The organism is Nitrosomonas nitrosa, assembly GCF_003051105.1.
In the GTDB taxonomy this organism is placed as follows: Bacteria; Pseudomonadota; Gammaproteobacteria; order Burkholderiales; family Nitrosomonadaceae; genus Nitrosomonas; species Nitrosomonas nitrosa.
The window spans coordinates 49,358-75,367 of sequence record NZ_QAOO01000002.1; the positions used below are offsets into that span (position 1 = coordinate 49,358).

Sequence of the window (26,010 nt, forward strand, 5' to 3'; positions counted from 1 at the left end):
GGGCTTTATTCATCGACAGGCTCCCGCATGGTGACAAATTCTTCAGCCGCGGTCGGATGAATGCCGATTGTGGCGTCAAAATCTGCTTTGGTCGCACCGGCTTTGATGGCGATGGCGATACCTTGCATGATTTCGCCAGCGTCCGCTCCGACCATATGGGCGCCCAGAATTTTTCCAGTATCGCCATCGACCAATAATTTCATCAGCGTTTTCTCGTCAGAGCCACTGATGGCATGTTTCATCGGGGTAAAGATCGTGCGATATTTCTCGACATTGGGATAATCTCGCCTAGCCTGCTCTTCGGTCATGCCGATGGTACCGATATTGGGCTGACAAAATACAGTAGTCGCGATGTTGCTGTAATCCAATCGGTAGGATTCGTTGTTATACAGCGAACGGGCTAAAGCCGTGCCTTCGGCAAGCGCTACCGGCGTCAATTCCAGTCCGCCGGTTACGTCACCCAATGCAAAGATATTGGGTTCATCCGTTTGCAGGTGTTCGTTGACTTGAATGTGGCCGCTGTCTGTCATGTTGACATTGACGTTTTCGAGGCCGAGATCGGCTAACCGAGGTTTTCGGCCGGTTGCATACAATACAGCGTCGGCTGTGAGGGTCTTGCCTATGTTGGTATGGACGGTGAGGTGGCCATCGTTTTGTTTGTCAATTGAAGTCACATCGGCATTAAACCAAATATCGACACCTTTCTTGCGTATTTCCTGCGCGGCGAATTGGCGGACTTCATTGTCAAAGCCTCGCAAGAAAAGCTCACCCCGGTAAAGCTGGGTTACCTGTGCGCCCAGACCGTTGAAGATACCTGCAAATTCGACAGCAACGTAGCCGCCTCCGACTACCACGATACGTTCGGGAAAGCTTTCAAGATCAAATATTTCGTTGGTGCTGACGGCATATTCACGGCCAGGAACATCGGGAATAAACGGCCAGCCACCGACAGCAATCAGGATACGCTCGGCACTGTATCGTTGACCGGCGACTTCCACGGTATGCGGGTCGAGAATCTTGCCGCGGCCTTCAATGATATCGACATTGGCTTGGTCGAGGATGTCCTCATAAATGGCGTTGAGCCGACGGATTTCAGCTGTCTTATTTTGACGTAAGGTGGGCCAATCGAATTTGGGTTTGGCCATTTGCCAGCCAAAACCTTTGGCGTCGTGAAAATGTGCGGCGTATTCGGAAGCATAAACATAAAGCTTCTTCGGTACACAGCCTACATTGACGCAGGTGCCGCCTATATAGAGATCTTCACAGACGGCAACTTTGGCGCCAAAAGACGAGGCCATGCGGCTGGCCCGCACGCCTCCCGATCCGGCGCCTATTACAAAAAGGTCATAGTTGTAATTCATGAAAATAGCCTGGTTTCGTTCAATTGAGCCTATACAAAAGGGTAGGTGGTGGTGAACACTAAGGCTTGCTCAGTGGCTGTATCCGCTTATTTGCTCAAATAATTGAGCATCGTATCGACATCGCTGATTTCAAATGGATCATCGGGGCAATCATCCATCAGGCCGGGTTCGATAAACATCTGTTTGATCTCGCCATCGACGACGTGCATGGAATAGCGCCAGGAACGCAGACCGAAACCGACGTTCTCTTTCTTGACCAGCATGCCCATCAAGCGGGTGAAATCACCATTCCCGTCGGGTAGCATTTTTACCTTTTCGACTTTTAGATATTTGGCCCATTGGAACATCGTAAAGGCGTCGTTGACGCTGAGACAGTAAACCTCATCGATGCCTTTGTTTTTCAGTTCGTCATATTTAGCCTCGTAACCGGGTAGGTGCGCATTCGTGCAGGTTGGAGTAAAGGCGCCGGGTAAAGCGAAAACAACTACATTCGTGCCTTTGAAGATGTCTCGTGAAGTCACGTCTTGCCACCGGAAAGGATTATCACCGCCAATCGATTCATCGCGAACACGGGTTCTAAATGTGACTTCGGGTATTGAGTGAGCCATGATTTTCTCCTGTAGTTAATTAATATCCGCTTTAATTTCGATTGCATTGATGAAGTGGGGTTCAGTTTGATATCGTTTGTAAACGAATCAATCAACTTCCAATGAGCTTCACGATTTTGCTAATCTGCCAGTGTCAATTGACGCTGGCAATAATCGCCGAAGGACTCACCTGCGGCGCGTCCCTGTGCGTAATTCGCTAGCAGATCATCCAGTGTGTTCAAGATTTCTGCTTCGTTCAACCCCTCCTGGTAAAGGGTATTGAGGCGATAGCCCAGTCGGTCACCGCCCAACCGCAGATCGTAATGTCCCATCGAGCGTCCGACCAACCCGATTTCGGCGGCATAAGGCCGGCTGCAGCCGTTGGGGCAGCCGCTCATGCGAATGCTGATTTCGTCTTGCTTGAGCGCATGTTTATCCAACAAAGCCTCTATCTTGCCAATGAGTTCGGGCAAGTAGCGTTGCGCTTCCGCCATGGCTAATGGGCAGGTGGGCAAGGCGACGCAGGCCAGTGCATGGGTGCGGATGGGCGCAAGCGTAGACTGCGTTTTGAGGATGCCGTGCGCGGCTAGAATCGTGTCGATCACCGCCTTGTCTTGTGCCGCTACATTCAACAGCATGATGTTCTGGTTCCCCGTCAAACGGAAGCTGCATAAATGGGTTTCCGCAATGGCATCCAGCGCCGATTTCACCTGATATTCAGGGTTATTCACGACCCGCCCGTTCTCGACGAATAACGTATAGTGCCAGTGGTTTTTGTGGTCCTGCAGCCAACCATAGTGGTCGGCACGAGCGTTGAAAGTGAAATTGCGCGGGGTGGCCAGCCTAAACCCCAGCCGACTTTCCAGTTCGGCTTTGAATGCATACAACCCCATGCGATCGATGGTGTATTTCAGGCGCGCTTGCTTGCGATCGACCCGGTTGCCGTAGTCGCGCTGCACGGCGGCAATCTGCCACACGGTATCCAGCACCTGATCGGGGGTAACAAAGCCCAACGTATCAGCGAGTCGTGGATAAGTCGCTGCGTTACCATGGGTGCTGCTCAATCCACCGCCTGCCGTCACATTGAATCCGGCCAGCTCGCCGTTTTCTTCGATGGCAATAAAACCCGCATCCTGCGTAAAAATATCCACTTCGTTATGCGGTGGAATAGCGATGCCCACTTTGAATTTGCGTGGCAGGTAGCGAGTTTGGTAGAGCGGGTCGGGTTCCGGGTCGGCATTTGCATCCAACCGCTCTCCGTCCAACCATATCTCGGCAAACGCCTTGGTTTTGGGTAGCAAGTGCTCGCTGATTTTGGCGGCGAAAGCATGGACCGCTTCGTGGAACGGGGAGGTGGCGGGATGCGAGCCTGCCATGACGTTGCGGTTGACGTCACCGCAGGCGGCGATGGTATCCAACTCATATCGGTTGAACCATTGCATGGTCGGTTTGAGCTTGGATTTGATCACGCCATGCACTTGGATGGTTTGCCGTGTGGTGAGTTTGAGGACGCCCGAGGTGTTTTGCGCCAATAGCGGTTGCAACCCCAGCCACTGTTGCGGCGAAATGTCCCCTCCTGGCAGGCGCAAACGAATCATGAATGAATAGGCTGGTTCCAGCTTTTTCGCTTCGCGCTCGCTACGGCGATCGCGGTCATCCTGCTGGTAGACGCCGTGGTGTTTGATCAATTGCTGATCATCTGCCGAAAGCTGCCCGGTAAGCTGATTCTTCAAGCTCTCTGCCAACGTGCCGCGCAATCCTCGGCTGCGAACTTTGATGCCTTCAACAGGCGAAAGAGTGGGTTCAGTCATAGTCGTTTCCATTTTTTAGCACGCTCAACCGCTAGAATGCCAGTGGAGCGGGTAGGTCAATACACATCTTTTACGTATCGATTGTCATCGAGTAGCTGGTCTAGGAATTCCAGGGCCGCCTCTGGGCTGCCTTTGTTTTTGGTCAGAATTTCCAGCAAAGCTTGTTCTACGTCCTTACTCATGGGATCTTTCGCTCCACAGACGTAAATAGCGGCGCCACCTGCTATCCATTGCAGCAATTCATCGGCTTTTTCTTTCAGGCGGTGCTGGACATAAACCTTAGCTTCTTGATCGCGGGAAAACGCCAGATCGATTTTATGCAATACCCCGGTTTCTACAAAATCGATCCACTCGGCTTGATAGAGAAAGTCGCAGTGCTGGTGCTGCTCGCCAAAGAACAACCAGTTACGCCCGCTTGCGCCACGGGAGGCACGCTCCCAAACAAAACTACGAAACGGCGCAATGCCGGTACCAGGGCCGATCATGATGATGTCGCGTTCGTCTTCCGGTAGTTTGAACAAGTTGTTGCGTTGAATAAAAAAATTCACTTCGTCACCTACTTTCAAATCAGCCAGGTAGCGTGAACATAATCCAAAGCCAACCTCGCCATCCTCAGAGCGATGCCATGCCAGTGCGACCGTCAGATGAATATGACGGCCATGGGCCAAAGGTGATGACGCAATCGAATAAAGCCGCGGCGTGAGGTGATCTACGCCATCGGCGAAATGCGGCAGGATGATACCTGCCGCATCGCCCGGCTGGTAGGCCAATGGTTCATCATACGCTATTTCAATATGATAAGTTTCCTTGGCGGAGCCTCGATCATTGAGGTTTATGATTTCCACCACGCGTCCAACCACAGGTTCCAGCCGGGAATAACCTCTACCCGTGGGAGCGGCCAGATCCGCTATCGCCGGGGCGCTGGCAGGTTGCACAGAAGACAACGAAGACAGGACGCCCGCTATCCATTGCGGATAGTGGCTGGCAAAATCCACATCCAATTCTCCGCGTTCGTAAATGCGCTCAGCCCCCAGTTTTTCCAAATAAACATCGAGATCTTTGGCGGCTTTGTTGTATTGGGGGTAGCTGCTGTCACCCAGCCCTAGCACAGCGTATTTGACGCCTTTAAGTGATGCATCGGATTGCCGCAGCAGCTCAAAGAACGCTCCCGCCGTTTCAGGTGGATCGCCTTCGCCGTGGGTGGCAGTAATGAAAATAACCGGTTCACCGCCCTGTAATTCTTCGATGTTCTTGATTTTTTTTACCGGCTGCGGCGCAGAATTCCAGCCATGTTCTTTGGCTTGTTTAGCCAATTGCTGTGCCACCATCTTGGCATTGCCGGTTTCTGTAGCAAAAAACACACGCAACTTTTGTTGTGTGGTTGGGGTGACAGTCATGACAGTCATGCTGTCCGGTTGCGCTATGCCCTGCACATAGCCTGCAAACCAGATGGCTTGATCCCGGCTCAACGTTCGCCGCAGTTCTTCCCACAAGGCTTTTTGTTGTTTTGTTAGCATGTGTATAACATCCTGTTTATAGATTACCCTAGAGCAACAGGCATCTGTCTCGGTGGATAGATGCTGTGACTACCGAGGTTGGTCAACGCTTGTGTAGGCATAGCATACTCCGTAATCATTCCGCTTGCACAAGCGCAGGGGAGCGTGAGTCGAGATCACCGTCCTATTCCCCTGAAGGCAATCAGCGCCAGCGCATAGGCTGCAGCGGCGGCCCAACCAACGGTGGTAAAGCCACCCTGCATGACCAAAACAACCGCTAAGGGTGCCGCGATTACCGAGAAGCAGCCATTGATGCCCCATGCCCAGGGAACTTGCTGGGGGCACGTTTGATGCAAAGCACGCAAGGCCAGTGGAAAGGGCATGCCCAACAAGAAAGCTGGCAAAGCGAGCAGCATCAAGCCGACTAACCATTTCAACGGTTCTGGCCAGATCCATCCCGCAGTAAATAAAGGGGGCGTGAGGAACAGCGACAGCACGATCATGACAATGACACCGCCGATCACGAAACGTACCGTTTTGCAGGCGGCATCGAATCGGGCGCTCAACGCGCTGCCTGCCCCCATGCCACACAACAGAGCGGCAATGACACCGGCCGCACTATAAAGTGAGTGGCCCCAGAACAAGGTAAAGCGTTGAATCCAGACAATTTCCAGAAACATAAAGCCCAAGCCGATTGCCGCAAAATAACACAGTACAGCCAAACGCCCGCCCGGCGCCCACCCCAGCCGCAACAGCGGCGCTACGATCAGAATAAACGCAGCACCGGCCAATGCAAATCCCGTCATTGCAACCAATACGGAGCCCATTTCTACAAAGGCAAGGGTGCTGCTGCCGAGGGACTGCCTGACTTCCTCTAGGCGGTCCCAGCGGAGAAACTGATGGAAATAGGGACGGGCATCAGTGGGTGCCTGTACATCGAATAAATAATGATCGTAAAAGGCTGATGCATCATATGAAGAGAGCAGTGCTGTCAAGCCGGTTACGAGCTTATCTTCCTCCATTACATGAAAATGATCTGCTAGCGCTGGGCCTTGGCCGGGTGACCATAGCCGGTCAAACCCCTTGGTCTGGGAGAATGCCGCCAGTTTGTCGCGTGCGCTTTTTTTCATCGGATGTTTCGATACGACTACGGATAGCATATCCCAGCTTCGGATTGCCGCGACATGGTCTGACAAGTTGGATAAACCCGCTGCACGCATCGTTTCGGCGGCCAACGCCAATAACTTGAGGCTGTGGCGCGGCGGTTGATCGAGATAGACACTGAAGGACAATAATCCTTCTTCACTCAACGCGTTCCATATGGCATGAAAGGATTCTCGGGTCAACAGATAGTCTTCCTGCAGCGCTTGCAAGCCAACGCCGCCGCCAAATGAGCCTTGTGGCGGCAGCAGGATCAGGTCATATCGGGAGGGTGATGTGCTTAGGAAAGCACGGCCTTCACGAGCGATGACGGTCAGCCGATCATTCTGGTAATGTGCTCGCAGATGCCTGGCTACCACGGGATGTGGCTCTAGCGCATCGACCTGCACGCTTTCCTGCGCGAGCACATGGGCGATGGCCGCGCCGCCCGCGTGGAGGACGAGTGCGCTTGCTGGTTTCGACAGCACGAATGGTAATGCCTGCACGCTTTCATCTAGTGCCGCCGTATCGTGCAGCAATACCCCATAAGCATCGCCGTTACGGTAAATATGCGGTGCAGCTGGCACGCTGCCTTGAAACTGCAAGCTGAGACCCTGCCCATAGCGCAGGGCAGGGGATTGCACGATTTGGATCCGTCCCATCGGGTGCGGGGTATCGCTGATCACCTGCGAATCAGGCAATTGCAGCGCGTAACTGATGGCTTTATAGGGCGATGGTGAGATATCGGAGATTAACGCAGTGCTTACCAGCGCAGAAAGCACTAGCAATGTACTGAACCATGAACGGTGCAAGAGCCAGGCAGCGAAGGCGAACGCTGCTGCACAGAGCGCAAATCCCTGGCTGGGCGTGAAATAAACCAGCAGTAAAAGTCCTAGCCCGGCTCCCGTAGCCGATCCAAGCAGGTTCGCGGCATAGCGCTGCCCGACTGCCGCCGCGTCGCGCATGAAGATCAAACCGAGAAACAGCGCGCTTGCAAAAAAAGGTAAAAATACTAGCGCTGCACTCACCATCAATGGCCCCCAACTGCGCACATCGATAAACAGCAAGGGAAAATCTGTTGCCGCCGCGGCTTGCAGCGCCACAGGCAATGCCCCTAGACTGCTTGCTGCGGCGAATATCAGGCATAGGCGCGATACCCTCTCGGCATGCGGCAATAGCCACTCGCGCGCGAGCGTCAGCACCGTGCCGCTGCTGCCGAATCCCAGTAGGGCAATCGAAATCACCGCATAGGCGAAGTGATGGCTTTGCCCCTGCGCTAATGCCTGCATCAGCACGATTTGCAGTGCGATCAATGCTAATGAAGCAACGAACAGGGCAACATTGACGGTGGGTAATCGCATAAGACGGCGATCTGTTTTACGTCGTTATTCTCTGCCGCCCGTGAGCGGGACAAAACTGACCGGCAACAGATTTTGCGTACGCACCTCGCCGCCTTGCTTGGTGACGAGTACCAGCATTTGGACCCGGTAAGGATTGCCGACTGGAATGATCATTTTTCCCCCTTCCTTGAGCTGATCGATCAGCGGTGGCGGGATGTGCGGTGCAGCAGCGGTCACCATGATTGCATCGAATGGCGCATGTTCGGCCCAGCCGTAATAGCCGTCAGCCTGTTTAACCTGAACATTGTCATAGCCAGCAAGCTGCAAGCGTGAAGCTGCCCAGCGTGCCAGCTCCGGCACGATTTCAATGGTATAGACCTCCTGGGTGATCTCCGCCAGTACTGCAGCCTGATAGCCACTGCCCGCACCGATTTCGAGCACGCGGGCATCCGGTTTTATTCCCGCGATTTCAGTCATGTAGGCAACGACATAAGGCTGCGAGATGGTCTGGCCATGGCCAATCGGTACAGGCCGATCGTCATACGCAAACCGTGCTTCATTTTCTGGGATGAACATGTGACGGGGAACGGCACGCATGGCGCGCAGGACATGGCTATCCTCGATACCCCTTGCCGCGATTTGCTTGGCCACCATTTCCTCGCGTGCGAGGCGTGTCTGATCCGTATCCTTCGCCTGCACCGTCCAGGCGCCAAACAGAAAAATAAACACAGGGAACAATCGCTGTCGATTCATTGCCATGGGTTACTCCTTCTCATGCAACGGTGTCAGGGCAGTGCTATTATCAACGTACAACAAGGCATTGTAGCGCCGTGCGGGCGTGGTGGGCACATATTGCCGATGATCTTGCTCTGGTTGATAAATTACGCCGATGGCCCTATGGCCAATGGTATGTTGCAAAACGGGCGGTAACGCATCCGATGGTGGAAAGATCAACAATGCGTCACCCATGGCGAGCGTTTTCAGCACAGCTTCGAAGCTATCATTGGGCGGGGAGGGTATCCGCATGGATTCTCGCGGTCCTCCCCACCGCCGGCTGGCGAGTACCGTTCCCTGCCCAGTCGTGAAACCGACTAGAAAAACATTGTTTTCCCCAAGTTGCTGGCGGGATAGTTGGCCAATATTATGCATTCCCCGCTGCACCATGCTCGTCGCCCGCGCATCACCGATATGGGTGTTATGCGCCCAAACGATCCCCTTCGATTTAGTGCCGTCAACGGCCAGTAGCCGTCTCACCGTTTCATGCATATGCGTCGCGCGCGTATTCCAGGCATGCGAGGCGGATTGCCCCATGGTGCGATAGTATTCCTCGGCGGCTGAAACGACATGGGCGGATTGTTTGGCGAAGAATGCAGCCTGACGGGTGCTGTCTTGCGAGTTTTGCCACAAAGCAATTGTATTGCGCAGAACTTTTGCTACGCCGCGTTCTTGGTCGTCCATCGCTTCCACTGCCCGGGCGTAGCCATGCGGGTCATCGCGAAACGCTGCAAAAGTCGCGTATTGGTCGCTCATCCGGTCGAATTGATCGGGATGGTGCGAGCGGTACCAATCCAGTACGGCATCCATCGCTTCCCAAGGGGAAAAAATATCGATGCCATACAGGCTTACCCGATTCTCTGGTGAGCGCGCACTGTTGAATGCCCTTAGCCATTCTGCGAATTCGACGAATTCTTCGTTTGCCCACATCCAGCGCGGCCAACGATTGGGTATCATCAATGCATGGCGTGCGCTCGCTAATGTCCACGGCTCGTGCCTGATATAGCGATTGAGACGTGCCAGTGAAATCCAATCCCCCTCTACGGCGATAAAAGAAATACCCCCTGTTTCGATCAGACGGCGAGAAATTTCCGCACGCCAAGTATAAAATTCCCGGGTCCCGTGGCTCGACTCACCCAACAGCACGAGCCGCTTGTCTTTAGCTGCGGAAATCAAGGGCGTTAAATCGCTGGTTGCGGAAAGTGGCCGGGCATGTTTCCGGTAGACGGCGCTCAAATCCTGGGGTGGGGTTCCCTGGGCTAAGGGAATGAACAGCCCCGTGCAGATAAAAACGATTGCCAGACAGTATTTCATAGGTATCCTTCTTTTAAGGCGGGTGGTAAGGGCGTGGCTGGTCGGCATCATGATGGCATACCAAAATCAGACCGAAGTCGATTACGATGATTCCCAGGGTAAGGGTGTTTCCGGCGAAAATTGTGGGTCAGAAAGAATTGTGTACGATCATCAAGGCAAGACACATAAATATTAAGCATACATGGGAGGGTGTATAAGTTTTTCTACCATCAAGAAGCTGCATAATGAAGCCGTTCTGCAGGCGTGGATAGGGCCAATAGGTAAACAGGTTTTACGCAAGTGCATTGAGGGCTGTCGTTACCCAATCGAAGCCAATGCGCTCTTGCTCAAGCCTGACATGCTTGCCCAGGCGGTTATCGCGTAAATCGTCGTACAGTGCTCGTTCTTCTGGGGTCAGACGTGACAAGTTACGCAGGGTGGGCTTGGTCTCCGTGCCCCAGTGCATTTCGAATGCGAGCAAGGTGGCGCGATCCATCAGGAATGATTCGACATGCGTGAACTGGCTGCGTAACTGATCGAGCATGGCGAAGCCGTGGGTGTCGATATCGCCCCAGTAATGGATACGGCAATGTTGTAGCCAGGCCGCCTGACGCAACATTTCAAAGCCATAGCCTGCGCCAAACAGAATCAGGCTGTTTTTGACATCCGGGAAAGCCAGAAAGTTAATTTCATTCTCCGTGATGAACACCCGTGACACTCTGGGATTGAGGCGGGCAAAGCTGTTGGCATCCAACGAAACATCTCGTTCGTAAATTTGGGGGAGCAGGGCATGCGCCTGATCCAGCATGCGAAAACGAATACACAGCGGTTTCTCAAGAAAGCCGTAACGCCGTGCGAACTGATTCACACCCGATGCACTGAAATCGATTGCCCCCGCTGGCAGGATGATGTCCAACCATTCGCTGAGCACGCCGCGATGCCGTTCGATGAATTTACTGTGTATACCAGGTATATCGACCTGTCTGAGATAGACACCTGGACGAGGATGCTCTCTGAGCCAGGCGGCGATAGCTAGCAGCCGGTGCCAATCGTCGGCCAACTCCAATGCCCGCAGTGGTTTTTTTGCCATCCAGCTTAACAGCTCCGGTTGTTGTTCACCTGTCATGGCAGCCAGTGCAGTAAAGCGATCAACTTCCCGTTGTTTGCCTATCAGACTCAAGGCATCTTCCAGGGTGTCGATCCAAATTGCTGATGGAATGGTATTGGTGCCGAATAACCGGTGCTTGAATGCTCGCATCTCCACCCGACAGTGCGGCAACGCTCTGAGGGTCGCGATCCAACTGCGCACTGCGGTAAACTGGTCTGCCATTTCAGCAGAGGTGGGGGGCTTGATCAGCAAACGCAGCGGAAATAGCGCTTTGTCAGTCAACAGACAACTTAAAATTTCCCCCCGATCCCACAGCTTTTGTAGTTGTGCGCGTAAATCTGCTGGACGAGTCCAGTTCATCCGGTCATCCTGGCTTTTTCCTGTTTATATTCTTCGATCGACAGATTGCGCAATTTGGAGGCGCGGCCATCTTCGTTGTGAACAAAGCCTACACTGGAGACGAAAGGTTCGATAATGTGGATTTTCTGTAAGGGAGTGACGATAAGCAATTGCAGATTAAGTTGCGCAAACAATCGTAGTCCATAGTGTGCCGACTCATCAGAACCCCGCCCAAAAGCTTCGTCGATCACCACGAAGCGGAAGGAGCGGGAGCGTACTGCCCCCCATTCCAGACCAAACTGGTAGGCTAGACTGGCAGCCAGAATGGTGTAGGCCAGTTTTTCCTTTTGGCCACCCGACTTACCGCCTGAATCGGAATAATGTTCATGTTCGCTGTGGTCCTCGCGCCAGCGCTCGCTGGCGGCAAACGTGAACCAATTGCGCACATCGGTGACTTTGGCAGACCAGCGGCGGTCTTGCTCCGACAAACCCTCCCGCCCTCGGAAGCGCTCGATGATATGCCGGACTTGCAAGAATTTGCTTTCAGAGTATTGAGCATCATCAGAGCCAGTCAATGCGCCTTCGGTGCAGGCACGCAGTTCGAGCTGAAAATCACGGATATCGGCATCGATCGTTGGTTGAGCTTCCAGCACGATATAGCGGCCGGGGTTGTAGTCGATGCCGGTCAATGATTCATTGATGCGTGCAATTCGTTCCTTGATCGTTTCCCGCTCGCGCGCCAATTGCGACTGAAAATTGGCTACTTCACGGATGGTGTTTTCGTTGAGCAGTTCCTTGAAGCGCGCTTCAAAGCGCGGCAAATCATCGCTTTGCAGATTATGCAGCATATTGCGGTATTCGAAAGCAGCTCCGATGCTGGCATCGATCTCTGAAGTCTCCAGCTTGAATTCTTCCTTGAAAGCGGTCATGGCCTTGACGATCCGCTCTCCCAGCGAACTGAGATGACTGCTTTTGTTGTCGATCTGCTTTTGCAACCAGTCGCGCATATCCCGTTCGCGCTGTTCACACGATTCGACTGTAAGGGTATGTTCGCCCAACGCTTCACTGCGCAGCGTGTCGAGCCTGTCAAAGCTGGCAGCGTGCGTGGTATAGGCTGGATCATCCAGTAGCAATTTAGTCTGGGTGCGTAAGGTTTCAGCATCGCTTTTCTTCTGTTCGATTTTTGAGCGTTTGTCCTTGTGGGCCTCAAGCAGTTGTTCTGACTTCTGTAAGGCAGCCATGACCTCATTCAATCGCCCGGTCAACTGCTTGAGCACATCGGAGGCTGACTCCAATTGCTGTTTCTCATCCTGAAGCTTCGCGAGCTCCCGTGCGAGCGAGTGCCAATCAAGCTCGGCGAAGTCAGTGTATTCACCCAGCTTTGACAGCGCGGTCAGGCGTGTTTTATGGGTAGTTTGCTCGGCTTGGATCTGGCTAATGAGGCTCGCCAATTCGCCAAGTTTCTCGGCCAGTTTGTGCGCTTTATTTTCCAATGCGGTGATCTTGGCCGTATTGCTCCAGCCCAGTACGTAGCGGCTGCGGTCATCCAACCGATGACGGTCATCTTTTTCATGCCGTTCGCCGGGCGCCTTGATTTGGCCTGTGCGCGTGATGGCGCGGGTCTCTCGGCGGAATTGCTCCTGGGTGATGCAACAGGCAAGGTCGAAGCGGTGGGTCAGCTCACGCGCTAGCCAGTCATAGAAAGGAGAGTCAGGTTTGATCAACAACTTGCGTGCCAGCGAATCACGGTGCAGCTCGGAATGTTCACTGCGGACATTTTGGCGCACACGGAAATAAACCAGACGTCCTTTGAGATGGGTGTTATCCACCCAATTGACCACGGCGGGATAATGCTCGTCTGGCACCAGCAGCGATAGCCCGAAATTACGCAATAATCGCTCCGCTGCACCTTCCCACTCGCGTTCATCGTCACGCACTTGCAACAATTCGCCAGCAAACGGCATGTCCGCCTCTATCAGACCCAATGCCTGGCATAGTGCGGTACGCATGGCGATCTGTTCGGCAGGGATGTTGCTGCGCCGCGCCTTTAGGCTGGTGATCTCGGTAGTCAAGGCATCGTGTTCTTGCTTGCCCTGGCGCAAGCTGACGCCATACTCGGTCAGATCGTTTTGCAGTTGGGCGTCGCGTGTTTTGGCCGCTTCCTCCAGCACTGAAAAACGTTGTCGCTGAGCCTGAAAATTAGCTTCATCGTTTACGGGGGTCTCATCGAGCGCACGCGTCAGTTCGGCATAACGCTGTGCTTTGCGTTCACGCATCTGACGCTCCTGTTCTTTTTTACGGATCTCGATAGCGAGCCGCTCCAGGCGATCACCCCCGTTGTTAGCAATATTACGCTTGAGCTCATCGACCTCGGTGCGCTGTGTATCGCGACGCTGTTCGCTCCGCTTGACTAAAGCATCCTGATTCATCCATTCGATCGCCAGTGCGGCTACGCGGTTTTCCAGCAACTCGAGTTTCAGATTGGCAAAGTAGCACTTGAGCGCTTCGCGCCAGGTGCGGCGTTCCTCTATCTGCGCGTGCAGAGAGGCATATTCCCCGCAGTTGGCGATGAGCGGTGTGAGTAATTCCACTTGCCGTTTGGCTTTCAGCACCGCTTCATGCGCGCGGTTGAGGTCATCGAAATGGTTGATGAGTGCGATGATACGAGGTGCGACGTCGAATGGTTCGAGCATGTGGCTGCGCACGAAATCGGTCAGATTACCTACCGATTTCATCGAGACGGTTTGGTGAAACAATTCCAGCGCCTGCTCATTGTCGATACCAAAGCGGCGTCGGAACCAGGCGCCGTAAGGCGGAAAGCTGTCAAAGACTTCGATACTGCGCTGCCCGGTGCCAGCCCGTAACTTCTTACGCAATTGTGCGATATCGGTGCCAAATTGTGCAAAATCAGTAACGATCGATAAAGCATGCTCTGCGCAAACATAGAAACGGGCGGGTTGCCCGGCAGCTTGACCTTGACCATCTTTCATCCAGAACACTTGCGCCAAGGTGACTGTCTGGTCATAACCGGCATTATGAAACACGCCCAAAATTACCGAATAATGACTCGCATCCCGCAGCGCAACCGGTTTGGCGCTACCGCCCATTTCGCTGCGCTCGGATTTGTAATGCCCAAGTACATAGGAGCGCAACGTGCGTTCTTTGTTGTCAGCACCGGCCGCCTTGTTATAAGCGATGCGATGGGCGGGTACCAGTAGGGTGGTGATCGCGTCTACCAGAGTGGATTTGCCCGAGCCGATATCACCAGTCAGCAGGCTGTTCTTGCTCTCGGGCTGCAAGCTCCACACGCGGCCATCGAAGGTTCCCCAGTTGTACACTTCCAGGCGGTGCAAACGGAAACCTGAAAGCGTATCGTCGGCTAAAAAATCGAGTTCCAGCGGTTGCAATTCATTCATCGTGGGGTTCTCCCTGTTTATCGGCTAGCTGCGCCTGGTAAGCTGCCAGGCGGCCGTCTAAATCTGTCAGCCATTGTGCATCGACAAATGCCTTGAGAATACGCCGCACCTCGAATACCGTTGTTTGTCCTCCAGGGTTGGCTGTAGCCGGTTTCAATTTGCGCAAAAATCCCAATTCAACGATCTTATTCAAATGTGTTTCGATTTGATCGATCAGGCGCGCTTCGTTGCTGCTGTCCGGCAGAAATACCCGAATCAGCTCGACGATTTCGTCACGGCTAAGTACCAGCCGGGTATCGCCCCCGCTGGCATCAAATTCAATCTGCTTCTTGCGCAGCAGGGCCAGCAACAAGCTGACTGGAAAGGATAAGGGCCGTCTCACGATTAGACGCGGCAGTTTGGAGGTGACCTCATCATCGGACTCAGCGCGGGCGCGCAAAAAGGCATAGCCTTCGGCTTCGTCCAGCACCAGTTCCAATCCCAGCACCGTGACGTAATCCCTTACCCGTGCCTGGAGTTGAAGCAGAGCTTGCCATAAACCCGCATCATTTTCCTGATAGATCACACCTTTGAGCAAGGGAATGACCAAGGCTGATAACGCGTGGTTGGGTGTTGTATTGTCCAGCATGGATTCTGTCATGGCTATCTTACGAAAATCACGCGTGGCAAACGCGCTTGTTTGATCTTTTCTTGTCCATCCGTGTGAGTGCTTCGCCATAGGATGGTTTCGGTTGTTTCTTCATCTACCACGGTCTTGAAGGTTTCGCTGCCAAGCGCCAGATAAGCGATCAACTCCGCTAAGCCATGCTGCAATGGCCGTAACCCGCACAGCGTGCCTAGGGAAATTTGCGAGCGATCTTGCAAGGCGTGGCGGATGTGGCGCGTCAACTGTTCCTTGTCGATCACGATTTGTGAGTAAAGCGCCTTCATCGAATATTCGGCGTCTTGCTCGCTATCGCCTGACTGCAATTCGATATTCGCGATCGCGGTTTTAACATTTACCGTGTAGAGTGGCCGTTCCATCGGTAACTCAATGGTGGCAGCCATATCGGCAATCTGCATCACTTCACCCACTGGCGGCGATGCCCGTAACGCCAGGGCCTTGACTTCCAGTCCGCGCAGGATGTCCATGATACGGCGATTTTCCAGCCAGGCCTGGTCATCCAGAAAGCGCCGCAACTGTTGCGAGAGCTGAGCCACCGTGCGCTGGGTGTGTTCACCCGCTTCCAGCCAGTCATAGTGTATTCGGCGCGTGCGCACATCGGGCTTGAGTTCGGCAATCGGCGGCAAGGACAAGACGCGTTCGAGCAAAACCGATAACGCCTCCTGGCGGCTGCTCGACATCAAGAAGTCCCAGAAGGCCCGGAAACTGCGCCCTTGGTCTGAATCGGCAATGGCATCGCGCTCCCCCATGATTTCTTCCAGCAATGCACCTTTGGCACCTTCCCAAAGCGCGATGCGTTCACGTACACGCCGGTCCAGATTGCGAAAATTGTGTTCCACTTCACGGAAATCGGTCAGTAATTCGCGCGCCAGTTGCGTGAATTGCTGAAAGCGATCTTTCAGCGCAGTATCATCCAACAGCGGCACATCGCCCGCCTGCACGCGCGCAATTTCGGCATCGATCTCGTCACGCCGTTTATGCAATTCGGCCATACGCGCCTGTGGATCGGTTTCACTGCCTTCATTCATTTGTTTGAGCAACTCGAACAGCGTGAGCAGGCGCGATTCGGTACCAACAAAACTGCGCTCAACCAGCGTCGCTAGCCAGGCAATCGCTTTTTCGCTGGATGGAGTTAGGTCAAAATGGGGCTCATCCGAGCCATGGGTGTAAAACTTGCGCAACCAGCCTTTCTCAGTGCTGGCCCAGTCATTGAGATATTCCAGGGCGGTTTTGGGAAACGCCTCATTCCCCAGTCGCTCACGCAATGCAAACAGTTCATCTTCCAGTGCCTCAGACAAATCTGCTTGTGCCATCACCCGTACATTGGGCACGATGAACACGCGCTGCAGAAAACTGGCGACAAGGGGTGCATGATCGGAGCGCAGCAGCCGCCAAGCCGGGTGGTTTTGGCGCAGTAGATCAAGCGTAGCGTAGTCGAGGGTCATTAAAACTTGGATTCCCTAGTTTGATGAGGGAGGCTGTGCGGTTTAACAGGCACGGGACAAGGGACGTGCAAAAGCCAGTAAATTATAGCGTTAACTCTGCAACCTGACAAAAATAAACCTCGAATCTTCTGGAAATTATTTGATTGGCTTGAGTTTAGCGCACAATGTAAATTCAAAGCGATTTACATCACAAACAAGTACGGGTAGGTGAGGAAATGGTGATTACTGTGCATAGAAAATAGCTTGCCCCGATCTGCCATGATTGCGAGTTAGTTAGCCTGTGCTGCTATCAGCTATCAGATGATAGAAAATCAGCGTGTTGTTGCGGAAAAGATGGGTATTCCTTCCGCAATATATAGCAACTAATCCTCTCGTTAGCGCTGAAAAAGCATCATGTTACTTTGGGTTTACATAATAATTCATAATCAAGTTTAGAATCATGATGCTTGTTACTGACAACATTAGTCCCGGCCGTCATTAACTTGGCTAAACCACTAAACAAGTTATGGGGACAATCGAGCTACACATGAATCAATTTTTTTGTGCAAGCATTGTAATTGGATTAAGCTTACTTTGCAGCGAGAAGTCTTGGAGAGGAAAAATCAGCGCAGTCTCATCCGCTTGTTGAGTAACAGCGTACTGATAGAGAACAACATAGGTTGGTTAGGCATATAGCTAAGGGGGGTGGCAAACGATGAAACTGAGATCAGTGTATTGGTTTTTGAAATTACATAAGCGCAGCGCTGCGATCGCAGAGTGGGTTGTTAGCCAGGCAGCATTTATTTGGCGCCGTCTGTTGCTCAATACTACATTCATCGCTATTACTGGCAGTGCCGGTAAAACGACCACCAAAGAGTTTTTAGCGTCCATTCTTGAGCAGCATTATTCTGTTGTTCGTACTCCAGGCAACTGGAATCATCGAAAATACCAAGGACCAGAAATGACAATTCTTAAAACACGGCCTTGGCATAAGTTTGTTGTCATGGAACTAGGTATTGAAATACCTGGCGATATGGCACCGGTAGCGTAATTTGTAAACCCTGATCTTGTCCTGATGCTGGACATTAAGCTATGTCATACCAATACCTTTAAGACGCTCGAATCTATTGCTCAGGAAAAATCACAGCTTTTGAAGCATGTCAAAAGCGGAGGGTGCGCGGTTCTCAATCAAGATAATCCCTATGTGGCAGAAATGGCTACAAAACCCGGAACAAAATTGATTCGTTTTGGAAAATCTGAGTCAGCCGATATCAGACTCGTTCATGCAGAATCAAATTGGCCAGAACGGTTGAGACTACATATTGTTTATGAAGGTAAGCAATATGAAGTTGACACACGTTTGGTCGGCACGCATTGGGCGCCTACCATTCTAGCATCGCTTGCAGCGGCTATTCACTGTGGTGTCCCAGTGCAAGATGCGATTAATGCCATACGTACAATCGAACCATTCTGGGCTAGATTACAGCCGATTAGTCTTCCTGCTTATGGAAATGCAACGATACTGCGTGACGAATTTAATGGCTCAATAGATACTTTTGACGCTGCGTTGACAGTATTAGCTGATGCAAATGCAGCACGTAAGATCGTTATTTTTAGTGACTTCTCGGATTCCAAGAAAAAAGATCGCGTACGTGCCAGCTATCTTGGAAAAATTTCTGCTTCTCTTGCAGATATCGCTATTTTTGTCGGTGATTATGCAAATCGCTCTAAAGAAGCCGCAATTGAGGCGGGATTAAGTGAAGACTGCGTTTATGCTTTTTTTGATCCTGCTGAAGTGACGGCTTTCCTTAAACAATTTCTTCGAGAAGATGATCTGGTCCTGATCAAAGGGAAAGCCAGTCATCACCTTTCCAGAATATATTTGGGGTTGTTTGGCCAAGTTACTTGTACGCTGAGCTCTTGCTCCATGCAAATATTATGCGATCGTTGCAGCCGACTGGGGTTCGTTTGGCATCCGGAAATTCAGGGCTATATGGCGCCACCGGATTCAGCTGCTTAAGCTCTTTGATAAATTGGCGATTATATCCACTCGAGCGTTTACATTGTGTTTATGCTTATCTAAACGGAAACGTTAAATCATGCAAATTAATGACCTGTCGCACAAAGAAGAAAATGGTTACCAGGTTTTATCCGCTTCGGTGATCTGGGAGGATAATGATTGGTCTGAACAGCAAGTATTTTTTCGCTATCGTGTCGACAAATCTTATATTGTTTCTGATAATTACCATCCTTTCTTGCTTGCAGTACTGATTCCAGCATTACGTTATGGTGAGCGCCGAATCAAAATCAATGGCTCGATTTGCCCATGGTTCAGGGATAATCTCTATACGCTTATGGCGTACTATATCAATTGGTATTGGTACAAGTTCGCTAGAAAACGAGAAGATAAAAGCCTTATTGAAATCGAAGCTGTATTACAGAAAAAGGGATATCAAAAACCAGCCAGAACAGCCGCTTTTTTTTCTGCGGGCGTGGATTCTCTTTATACGGTAAGGCGAAACCAACTCAATGTTCCAAAAGAGCACGCAGGTTCAATCAAAGATCTGATTTTTGTTCATGGGTTTGATATCGGCGTAATTCCGGAACGGGGGGCAGAGGAAGAATTTTTTGATTATATTATTCAGGGATTACAAGAGTTTATTGAAAAGACTGGACTCAATCTAATCCCAACCTTTACAAATCTTCGATCGTTGACTCATAAAGCTGATTTATTTTCATCTAATCAGGTTTGGCTAGATGAGTATATGGGGCCGGCCATGGCGGCTGTGGCGCATGGTTTATCAGGCCGTTTGTCGGATGTGCTGATCTCATCCAGTTATGAAATTCCCAAGTTGCATCCATTTTCAAGCCACCCCATGATTGAGCCACATTTATCAAGCTATGATCTTCGCGTTCATCATGATGGTGAGCGGTTAAATCGAGTTGAAAGAGTCAAGTTGATTGCTGAATGGCCATTAGCGCTTTCTACTCTTCGTGTTTGTTTCGATGGTGAAACTGGACAATTAAACTGTGGCAAATGCCCAAAGTGTATCCGAACAAAACTGGAACTCATGTGTGCTGGAAAGCTTCAAGAGGCGCATACCTTACCGGGAGGCGAACCTACTGCGCAAACTATTAAGGATGGCCTCCATTTGGCAAATCAAACGATTTCTTTTGCCAGTACACTAAAAGCCTCTTTAAAAGAGATTGGGCGGGCAGACCTTGCCAGAGCGATTACCTATAAAGAATGGCAATACTATCTTTCACAAGTGGCAAATTGGAAAAAAATATTCTCGACTGTAGACAAAGTTGTCCTCAAAGGATGGCTAAGGAGAAAATTTATTGGGCCGTAATGTGGGTATCTATGGCTTCCTAGAGAGAATCAGATGGATTTAGCGAAGCTGATCGATCTTTCGCATGAAGGTGGCGCTTATTTTTTGAAACATGCTTAGGGTATGCCAATAGCGTGGATAGGATTGGCATCTTGTTTTCTCAACCGTGTCTGACCAGAAACCTTTGCGGTTACCATGCTGGTGCAGATCAATGTCGGCGATTTCATTATTTTCGACAATGACGGGACCGTGATCCGTTAACGCGATATCCCAGTGATGAAGATTCATGCCCATTAAGTAATGGGCTGCCTGGCTGCACATTTCATTAACCCTGGGCCAATCAGGAAGGGTGTAATTATCAAAGCGTTCGCCTGTGTCAGGATGTTTATCGACGATCTCCACTTTATTGTTGACGAGTCCTACAACTCGATTTATCCGTCCAGTTGCAATATCCACCCCGCCGAGAAGATTGCCCGAAGCGCCATGCTGGAAATTGTCAATCATGTTGGTGCCGGTGGGGATCCGCCAAACGGCGCTGACTATGGAGACATGTCCATCTAATCGTGCTGTAGAGACGCGTATGCTACTTGCGCGCGGCCCGCAGATTCGCGCAATCTCTGGATGAGGCTTCAGCAGTTCCTGAAAAAGAATGCCATGTGCAGAACCCGGGTTGAGTTGACCGACCCATTCATCTAGGTTGCGTTCTTTATTGTCCAGGAACTGCAGATTATTCGATTCAGGGTTGTAAGCTTTAAGACCCGCTGCGCCCCAGCCATAGGCACTATGACTGGGTTTGACAAATAAGGGGTAGTGTTGAGTGGTGCGTAGATAGGTTATGACATCATCTTTATCATGCAGCGTGACGGCACCTGGCAGGCTCCTCCCGGAAGTATCATAGACTGCATGAACTTTAGGCATGGGGATATTCGTCGCCATCATGAACAAGGTCATCGGCAGTTTTTCCCCTAGCATGAACCATTGGGAATCATTGCACACATAATTGAGCCTGAATTTACGGCCGCTACCCAAGAATCTGCTACGCTCCTCCGCGCTCAGATCATCGAGTTCATGAAATCGGTAAGCCAAATATTCGCGGAATGGTAAACGCTGCGATCCAAAGCGCATGCGAAGCGCTTCAACTAAGGTGGAGACAGGCGCTCTACGCGCACGATCGCCTTGTAAGATGGTGATGAGATCTTTAAACATATCAGGTAGATTCCACTCCTTTTAACGGCACCCCAAAAAATCCCTATTTCGTCACAATACATCGTTGTTCACAAAAAAGCTGCCTTTGCTATCAACCCTAGGCTGCGTCAACCTATTTTGCGCTCGCATCGTCTTGTTTATAACTCTGAATTTTTAGAGCTATCCTGAATACTTGGGTATTGTATTGTTTGGTGTACGAACATTTTGTTCGTGGTTTTAAACCAAGCTATTCGCATGATAAACCGAAGTTCATCATCGTTGGGCGATGATTTAAATTTGTCAGTTTATTAATGAATGTAATCAGGACAGCCTTTGTATCATCCATCATTGGCCGGATGATTTGCTTTAGCAATATGGACACCCATTTTTTTTGCAGATCGTGTACTCAGAAGACGGCCATTTGTGCTGGTCAAGATCCAGCCAATTCGTCTCCAGCCGATTTTCTTGAAGGTGTTCAACGAAGGCGCATTGGTTGAACGGATATGGGTGACTATTCTCGAATACTTTCGGAATGCCGCATCTTCGCATACCTTTTCGACGAGTTTCGTCGCTGCGCCGCAGCCGCGGTATTTGGGGTAAGTGAACAGGTATCCAAGAAAGGCATCCTTAGGGCTGAGGGTAAACGTAAGATGTGTGGGTGAGTCGACAGTGATGATCGGCTGCCAGCCAATGTTGAGCTGGGATACGATATTGCTGTCATCAACCAGCGCATAAACGGTACTACCCTGTTCGATCAATCGGTTAACACTCAAGCCGCTTTGCTCATTAAGTTGAGCGATCAGCGCTGAGGGGGCCGAATCGATATCGTGCTGGGTATGAAGTGAAATGAAATCAAAACCAGGATGATGAGTCGATGTTTTTGAGGTAGCAGATCGATTTGCTAAATCAAACGCGTATAAAAAATGCACTTCGATGCGGAAAAGTATTTTAAGAAGCCAAAACGCCGTTGCGCTCAAGCCACCGCGGGATAATGCTTGATTGATCCGCTCATTTAGAAGATGCATGCTTTTTTGCTCGTTTTAACATCCCAGTGGAGATCATTTATCAATTGTTGGTTGCTCGTTTGCGAAGAAAACGGCGTATTTTTGATTTGAGCCCATATTTTTCCATAAAATTACCGAGCTGTTTCGTGGTGAAATTGAATATGCGCAATATCTGTGCAATTACAGATATTGGGAATCTGCGAGGAATGATATAAAAATTTTGTTCTTCGCGAGCGAAATTGGAAAGACTTTTCTTTTTCTCGTTGTCACCGTATAGAAAATCGAGCCTGACCACACCGAGCTGAATCAAATCGCGAATTCTGTAAATTTGCATGATCGTACCGACAGATTGATCCGACCAGTTGGGGTCATAACCCGTATGCTCGGCATAATAGGTACCGTTATGAAGATAACCCTGTTGAAAAGCGACGGGCTGATGCTTGCAGGTAAGAATATAACTTCGCAGCCAGCCTTTCTCGGCAGCAAGCATCAAAGTTTGGCGTGTTTCTGGATTATTGTTGATTCCAAGGCCAAGTAAATTTTTTTGATAGGTTTTATCTGAGACTGTTTGCGCCAATGCGAGATAGGTTGGAATTTCTTCGGGTAGCGTGTATGCCCGGAAGGAGGCCGATAAATCAGCATCATTTTCCAGGTTGCGTATAGCGCGTCGGATTTGTTTTCGAGTGCCATGGCTCAAGTTTTTAAAGTATTCGTCGAAGCTCGTAGGCAGCAAAATAAAGCGCCTGAAATAGGACATGCCATGCGGAAATACAAGATACTCTTTTCTTAGAACATGTTTGTGTTGAAGATACTGCGCAAAATGAGAGGCCAGAGGAACCCCCAATCCAAATAGCGCTTCACGCCGTTCTAGGCTGGTCAGTAATTTGATGAAGAGACCTCGAAAAATGTCTTGAGAAACATGATCAGGTGCGATCAAGGGGGTGGAAGCAATCGTGTAGCGGCGTATACGATAATCGAATAAAGCAAGACCGAACAATTCAAAGCTCAAAGCAGAAGGATGAACAAAGAAAGGCGCATACCCAATCAAAGTGCCATCCGCTGCAAAACAGACAAAAGCACGTACGGATTTTTCCACCCCGCATTTGGCGTAGAGCCATTCAAGATCGTGCTCCATGGTGGCATCGGGATGATTGATGATCAAATGCTGAACCTCAGATAAGGTTTTGCTGCGAATTGTAGGACTTAATGAATCTAGGTCTTGCCATTCCCAGGTACCTTTTATCATCATCTCAAGTCTCGGCGTTCAAAATCGAATTAAATTTCGCTGATTACTTCTATCCAAGTCTACTCTTTGCAAAAAAAGAATCTAACCGCAGAGCTTGCACAAAACGAGTTTTATGTGCTTCGATTGTTTCTCTAAATTGTTCAATGGTACAGCCAATCTGGTGCTTCATACTTGTAAAACCCTCATTAGCAATTAAATCGACTGAAGTGGCTCCCCTGAACTGAACAACCTGAGAGAAAGTTAAGCTCTGTCATGTGATGTTATCAAGCTCAGGCGGCTTGTTGTCGCGATAATTTCTGATAATACACTTCATCGAGTGTCTGATTGTTGAGTCCCTGATGAAAGCGTTCTTGATTGTACCAGTCAAACCAGCAAGTTAAACTGCTTCTTACCTCCTTTAAGTTGTTGAATGCTTGAACATAGAGATGTTCATACTTGACAGTGCGCCATAGCCGTTCAACAAAGATGTTGTCATAGTAGCAACCTTTTTACCGTCCATGCTGATTTGGATTTGATGTCGCTGCAACACTTCGATAGATGCAGTGCTAGTAAATTGAGCACCTTGGTAAAAAGGATAAATTACTATGAATGAAATCTTATTCCTGGTCGAAAAAGCGACGGAAGGTGGATATATCGCCCGCGCATTGTCATTTTGATGAGGGTCAAGTGCCGGAGAAAATACAGTTACTCCACTACGGCAGGTAAGTGATTATTTGATAACAAGACAGCATCGAAATGACCAATTCAGTCGATACCAATAACGAAGAGGCTTTATTGCAGCACATGGTCGATACCATCGTCCGCGAAGCCTCACCAGAAGCGATCATACTTTTTGGTTCCAGGGCGCGGGGGGATGCGCGGCCAGATTCCGATGTCGACCTGCTCATCGTCGAAACCGAGCCGTTTTCTCCGCAGCGCAGTCGCCGGAAGGAGGCGGCACGCTTGTGCTTGTATATCGCACTCAAGGGATTGGCAATATCCAAGGATTTGCTTCTATATAGCCGGGATGAGTTCGAGCAATGGAAAAATTCGATGAATCATGTGGTGGGCCGAGCTGTTCGCGAGGGGGAAGTGCTGCATGGCCGACCTTGAACGGGCGCGTGTGATGCTGCGGATGGCGCATAGGGACTTCAATGCGCTCGTCGGGATGCTGGAAAACCCCTTGTTTGCCGATGTGCGGCAATCACATAACAAAGGAGGATGGTTGCGCCCAGCTCTCACGCACACCGCACTTCCAGGCAGCAGCGTAAAAACTAAGTAATGCTAAAAACCCATTCTTCGCCAAGAGTGGCAATATACCAGGGAGTGTGGCCAATCTTGGCAGAATCACTAAGATAATGCTAGTGCTGCATCAACTCTCGGTAGCGTGGTTCCTCTAATTTGTTCACCGGGCAAACACATGACTGCTCAAGAATGATTCTCATGAGCACTTTTTACACTATTAGTACGCTTTTGTTCAGATCTTTAAATAACTTTCTGAAGTTGACTATGATGGATTAATGAACAAATTTATCGTGCTTAGCTCTGTCTGCTTCCCATCGCCAGAACATAATGTTATAGTTTGTCTGACAAATGGTCAGACGAGGGGCGAATGATGAGAATAACGGTACGGATTGATGACAGTTATGAGCAAAAAATCAGAACCATCCAGCAGAGAACGCAGCTTAATACCACGGATATTATCAAACAGGCTATTGACTTGATGTATGAAAAAGCGGAATTGAGTGCCAAGGAAAAAAACAGAGAGCTGTTGGCTAAATTGGCGGGAATCGGTCATGGGCCGGAAGATGGCTCGGTAAATTATAAGCGCTATGTTGCTGAATATATCGATGAAAAATTTGATCATCGCTGACACAGGATTTTGGTATGCGTTGATTAATGAAGATGATTATTTTCATGCGCAAGCGATTAATGCACTAAAAGAAGTTGATGGAGAATTGATTACAACATGGCCTGTAATAACGGAAACAAGTTACCTGTTGCAAAGCCGGTTGGGTTTGAAGCAGGTGTGCGAGTTTCTGACTTCATATTATGAGGGTTTGTTTGTCAGTTATGAATTTGGTTCAGAACAGCTTTTGCGCATGATTGGGTTGATGAAAAAATATGCGGACCTACCAATGGATTTGGCTGATGCTTCGCTGGTTGTTTTGGCTGAAGTACTAGGGCATGGACGTATCCTCTCCACTGATATGCGTGACTTCAAAACCTATCGTTGGAAGAACCATCATCCATTCCAGAATTTGTTGTTACCCGATGATTGATGTTACTGCCGCTTAAACCCATTGCTATGAAAGAGCAGTTGTCTATTCTGGGGCGATTGCTGAGAGCTAGACTCACCGCACCTCAAAATTCGGTTTTTACCACCCCTCATCCAATCTTCTCCCAGCGGGAGAAGATATACATGCCGGATTTTGAAGTGCGAAGTGTATATTATATTAATCAGCGGACAAGTAGTGTTGCGATTGCCTGCATCGTTGTGTAAACCTGTCT

Annotated in this window: 21 protein-coding genes and 1 pseudogene; 7 read left to right on the top strand and 15 right to left on the bottom strand. The window is 50.3% G+C overall.

The features are described from left to right. Nucleotides 1-5 precede the first annotated feature (5 nt). The 11 genes from gorA to C8R30_RS01275 form a co-directional block, all read right to left on the bottom strand. Nucleotides 6-1,361: a glutathione-disulfide reductase gene (gene gorA / locus C8R30_RS01225; protein ID WP_090669663.1), complete on the bottom strand. Its 1,356-nt coding sequence runs from the start codon at nucleotides 1,359-1,361 to the stop codon at nucleotides 6-8. Nucleotides 1,362-1,447: 86 nt separating this feature from the next. Next, on the bottom strand, nucleotides 1,448-1,969 hold the full coding sequence (locus C8R30_RS01230) for a peroxiredoxin (RefSeq protein ID WP_090669661.1): 522 nt from the start codon (nucleotides 1,967-1,969) through the stop codon (nucleotides 1,448-1,450). A 119-nt stretch (nucleotides 1,970-2,088) separates the two neighbouring features. Next, on the bottom strand, nucleotides 2,089-3,759 hold the full coding sequence (locus tag C8R30_RS01235) for an NADPH-dependent assimilatory sulfite reductase hemoprotein subunit (RefSeq protein WP_090669659.1): 1,671 nt from the start codon (nucleotides 3,757-3,759) through the stop codon (nucleotides 2,089-2,091). Nucleotides 3,760-3,815: 56 nt separating this feature from the next. Next, the gene (locus C8R30_RS01240) at nucleotides 3,816-5,276 is read right to left on the bottom strand and encodes a diflavin oxidoreductase (protein WP_090669657.1); all 1,461 of its coding nucleotides are present in this window, start codon (nucleotides 5,274-5,276) and stop codon (nucleotides 3,816-3,818) included. Between the two features lie 155 nt (nucleotides 5,277-5,431). Then, complete coding sequence (locus tag C8R30_RS01245; protein ID WP_090669654.1) at nucleotides 5,432-7,756, bottom strand: spermidine synthase family protein; 2,325 nt, start codon at nucleotides 7,754-7,756, stop codon at nucleotides 5,432-5,434. Nucleotides 7,757-7,780: 24 nt separating this feature from the next. Further along, nucleotides 7,781-8,494 (bottom strand): protein-L-isoaspartate(D-aspartate) O-methyltransferase, encoded by a 714-nt coding sequence (locus C8R30_RS01250; protein ID WP_090669651.1) that lies wholly within the window; start codon nucleotides 8,492-8,494, stop codon nucleotides 7,781-7,783. A gap of 3 nt (nucleotides 8,495-8,497) precedes the next feature. Further along, complete coding sequence (locus C8R30_RS01255; protein ID WP_181258677.1) at nucleotides 8,498-9,823, bottom strand: erythromycin esterase family protein; 1,326 nt, start codon at nucleotides 9,821-9,823, stop codon at nucleotides 8,498-8,500. Between the two features lie 271 nt (nucleotides 9,824-10,094). Continuing rightward, nucleotides 10,095-11,270 carry a DUF3322 domain-containing protein gene (locus tag C8R30_RS01260; RefSeq protein WP_107789352.1) on the bottom strand — a complete coding sequence of 392 codons (1,176 nt, stop codon included), beginning with the start codon at nucleotides 11,268-11,270 and terminating at the stop codon, nucleotides 10,095-10,097. After that, complete coding sequence (locus C8R30_RS01265) at nucleotides 11,267-14,665, bottom strand: ATP-binding protein (protein WP_107789353.1); 3,399 nt, start codon at nucleotides 14,663-14,665, stop codon at nucleotides 11,267-11,269. Before C8R30_RS01265 ends, C8R30_RS01260 begins: the two co-directional genes overlap by 4 nt. Then, nucleotides 14,658-15,305, bottom strand: a complete 648-nt coding sequence (locus C8R30_RS01270) for a DUF4194 domain-containing protein (RefSeq protein ID WP_219908806.1) — start codon at nucleotides 15,303-15,305, stop codon at nucleotides 14,658-14,660. The genes C8R30_RS01265 and C8R30_RS01270 overlap by 8 nt, the downstream gene beginning before the upstream one ends. Before the next feature lie 2 nt (nucleotides 15,306-15,307). Next, the gene (locus tag C8R30_RS01275; RefSeq protein ID WP_107789354.1) at nucleotides 15,308-16,774 is read right to left on the bottom strand and encodes a DUF3375 domain-containing protein; all 1,467 of its coding nucleotides are present in this window, start codon (nucleotides 16,772-16,774) and stop codon (nucleotides 15,308-15,310) included. Nucleotides 16,775-17,468: 694 nt separating this feature from the next. On the opposite strand from C8R30_RS01275, the pseudogene C8R30_RS16535 reads away from it, so the two are divergent. From C8R30_RS16535 to C8R30_RS01290, 3 genes and pseudogenes are all read left to right on the top strand, one after another. Then, a pseudogene (locus C8R30_RS16535) lies at nucleotides 17,469-18,152 on the top strand (Mur ligase family protein); the annotation flags it as partial. 30 nt (nucleotides 18,153-18,182) lie between these two features. Beyond that, entirely contained in the window at nucleotides 18,183-18,773 is a 591-nt protein-coding gene (locus C8R30_RS16540) for a glutamate ligase domain-containing protein (RefSeq protein ID WP_338065843.1), read from the top strand. A 334-nt stretch (nucleotides 18,774-19,107) separates the two neighbouring features. Beyond that, nucleotides 19,108-20,106, top strand: a complete 999-nt coding sequence (locus tag C8R30_RS01290; protein ID WP_146162666.1) for a hypothetical protein — start codon at nucleotides 19,108-19,110, stop codon at nucleotides 20,104-20,106. 39 nt (nucleotides 20,107-20,145) lie between these two features. Here C8R30_RS01290 and C8R30_RS01295 read toward each other — a convergent pair whose 3' ends face one another. The 4 genes from C8R30_RS01295 to C8R30_RS16605 form a co-directional block, all read right to left on the bottom strand. After that, a complete protein-coding gene (locus tag C8R30_RS01295) occupies nucleotides 20,146-21,291 on the bottom strand; it encodes a sugar-transfer associated ATP-grasp domain-containing protein (RefSeq protein ID WP_107789358.1) in 1,146 nt (381 codons plus the stop codon). 317 nt (nucleotides 21,292-21,608) lie between these two features. Then, nucleotides 21,609-22,295, bottom strand: coding sequence for a GNAT family N-acetyltransferase (locus C8R30_RS01300; RefSeq protein WP_107789359.1), 687 nt, complete (start codon nucleotides 22,293-22,295; stop codon nucleotides 21,609-21,611). Between the two features lie 40 nt (nucleotides 22,296-22,335). Then, the gene (locus C8R30_RS01305) at nucleotides 22,336-23,523 is read right to left on the bottom strand and encodes a GNAT family N-acetyltransferase (protein ID WP_107789360.1); all 1,188 of its coding nucleotides are present in this window, start codon (nucleotides 23,521-23,523) and stop codon (nucleotides 22,336-22,338) included. A gap of 266 nt (nucleotides 23,524-23,789) precedes the next feature. Then, on the bottom strand, nucleotides 23,790-23,987 hold the full coding sequence (locus tag C8R30_RS16605; protein WP_107789397.1) for an integrase core domain-containing protein: 198 nt from the start codon (nucleotides 23,985-23,987) through the stop codon (nucleotides 23,790-23,792). Nucleotides 23,988-24,255: 268 nt separating this feature from the next. Here C8R30_RS16605 and C8R30_RS01315 point away from each other — a divergent pair, with 268 nt between their 5' ends. The 4 genes from C8R30_RS01315 to C8R30_RS01330 all read left to right on the top strand — a co-directional run bounded on the left by C8R30_RS01315 (nucleotide 24,256) and on the right by C8R30_RS01330 (nucleotide 25,781). After that, nucleotides 24,256-24,612, top strand: coding sequence for a nucleotidyltransferase domain-containing protein (locus tag C8R30_RS01315; protein WP_107789361.1), 357 nt, complete (start codon nucleotides 24,256-24,258; stop codon nucleotides 24,610-24,612). Beyond that, on the top strand, nucleotides 24,599-24,781 hold the full coding sequence (locus C8R30_RS01320; protein ID WP_107783149.1) for a hypothetical protein: 183 nt from the start codon (nucleotides 24,599-24,601) through the stop codon (nucleotides 24,779-24,781). The genes C8R30_RS01315 and C8R30_RS01320 overlap by 14 nt, the downstream gene beginning before the upstream one ends. 330 nt (nucleotides 24,782-25,111) lie before the next feature. Next, nucleotides 25,112-25,372: a hypothetical protein gene (locus C8R30_RS01325; RefSeq protein ID WP_204799729.1), complete on the top strand. Its 261-nt coding sequence runs from the start codon at nucleotides 25,112-25,114 to the stop codon at nucleotides 25,370-25,372. Then, the gene (locus C8R30_RS01330) at nucleotides 25,350-25,781 is read left to right on the top strand and encodes a type II toxin-antitoxin system VapC family toxin (RefSeq protein ID WP_107783150.1); all 432 of its coding nucleotides are present in this window, start codon (nucleotides 25,350-25,352) and stop codon (nucleotides 25,779-25,781) included. Before C8R30_RS01325 ends, C8R30_RS01330 begins: the two co-directional genes overlap by 23 nt. The last annotated feature ends 229 nt before the right edge of the window (nucleotides 25,782-26,010 follow it).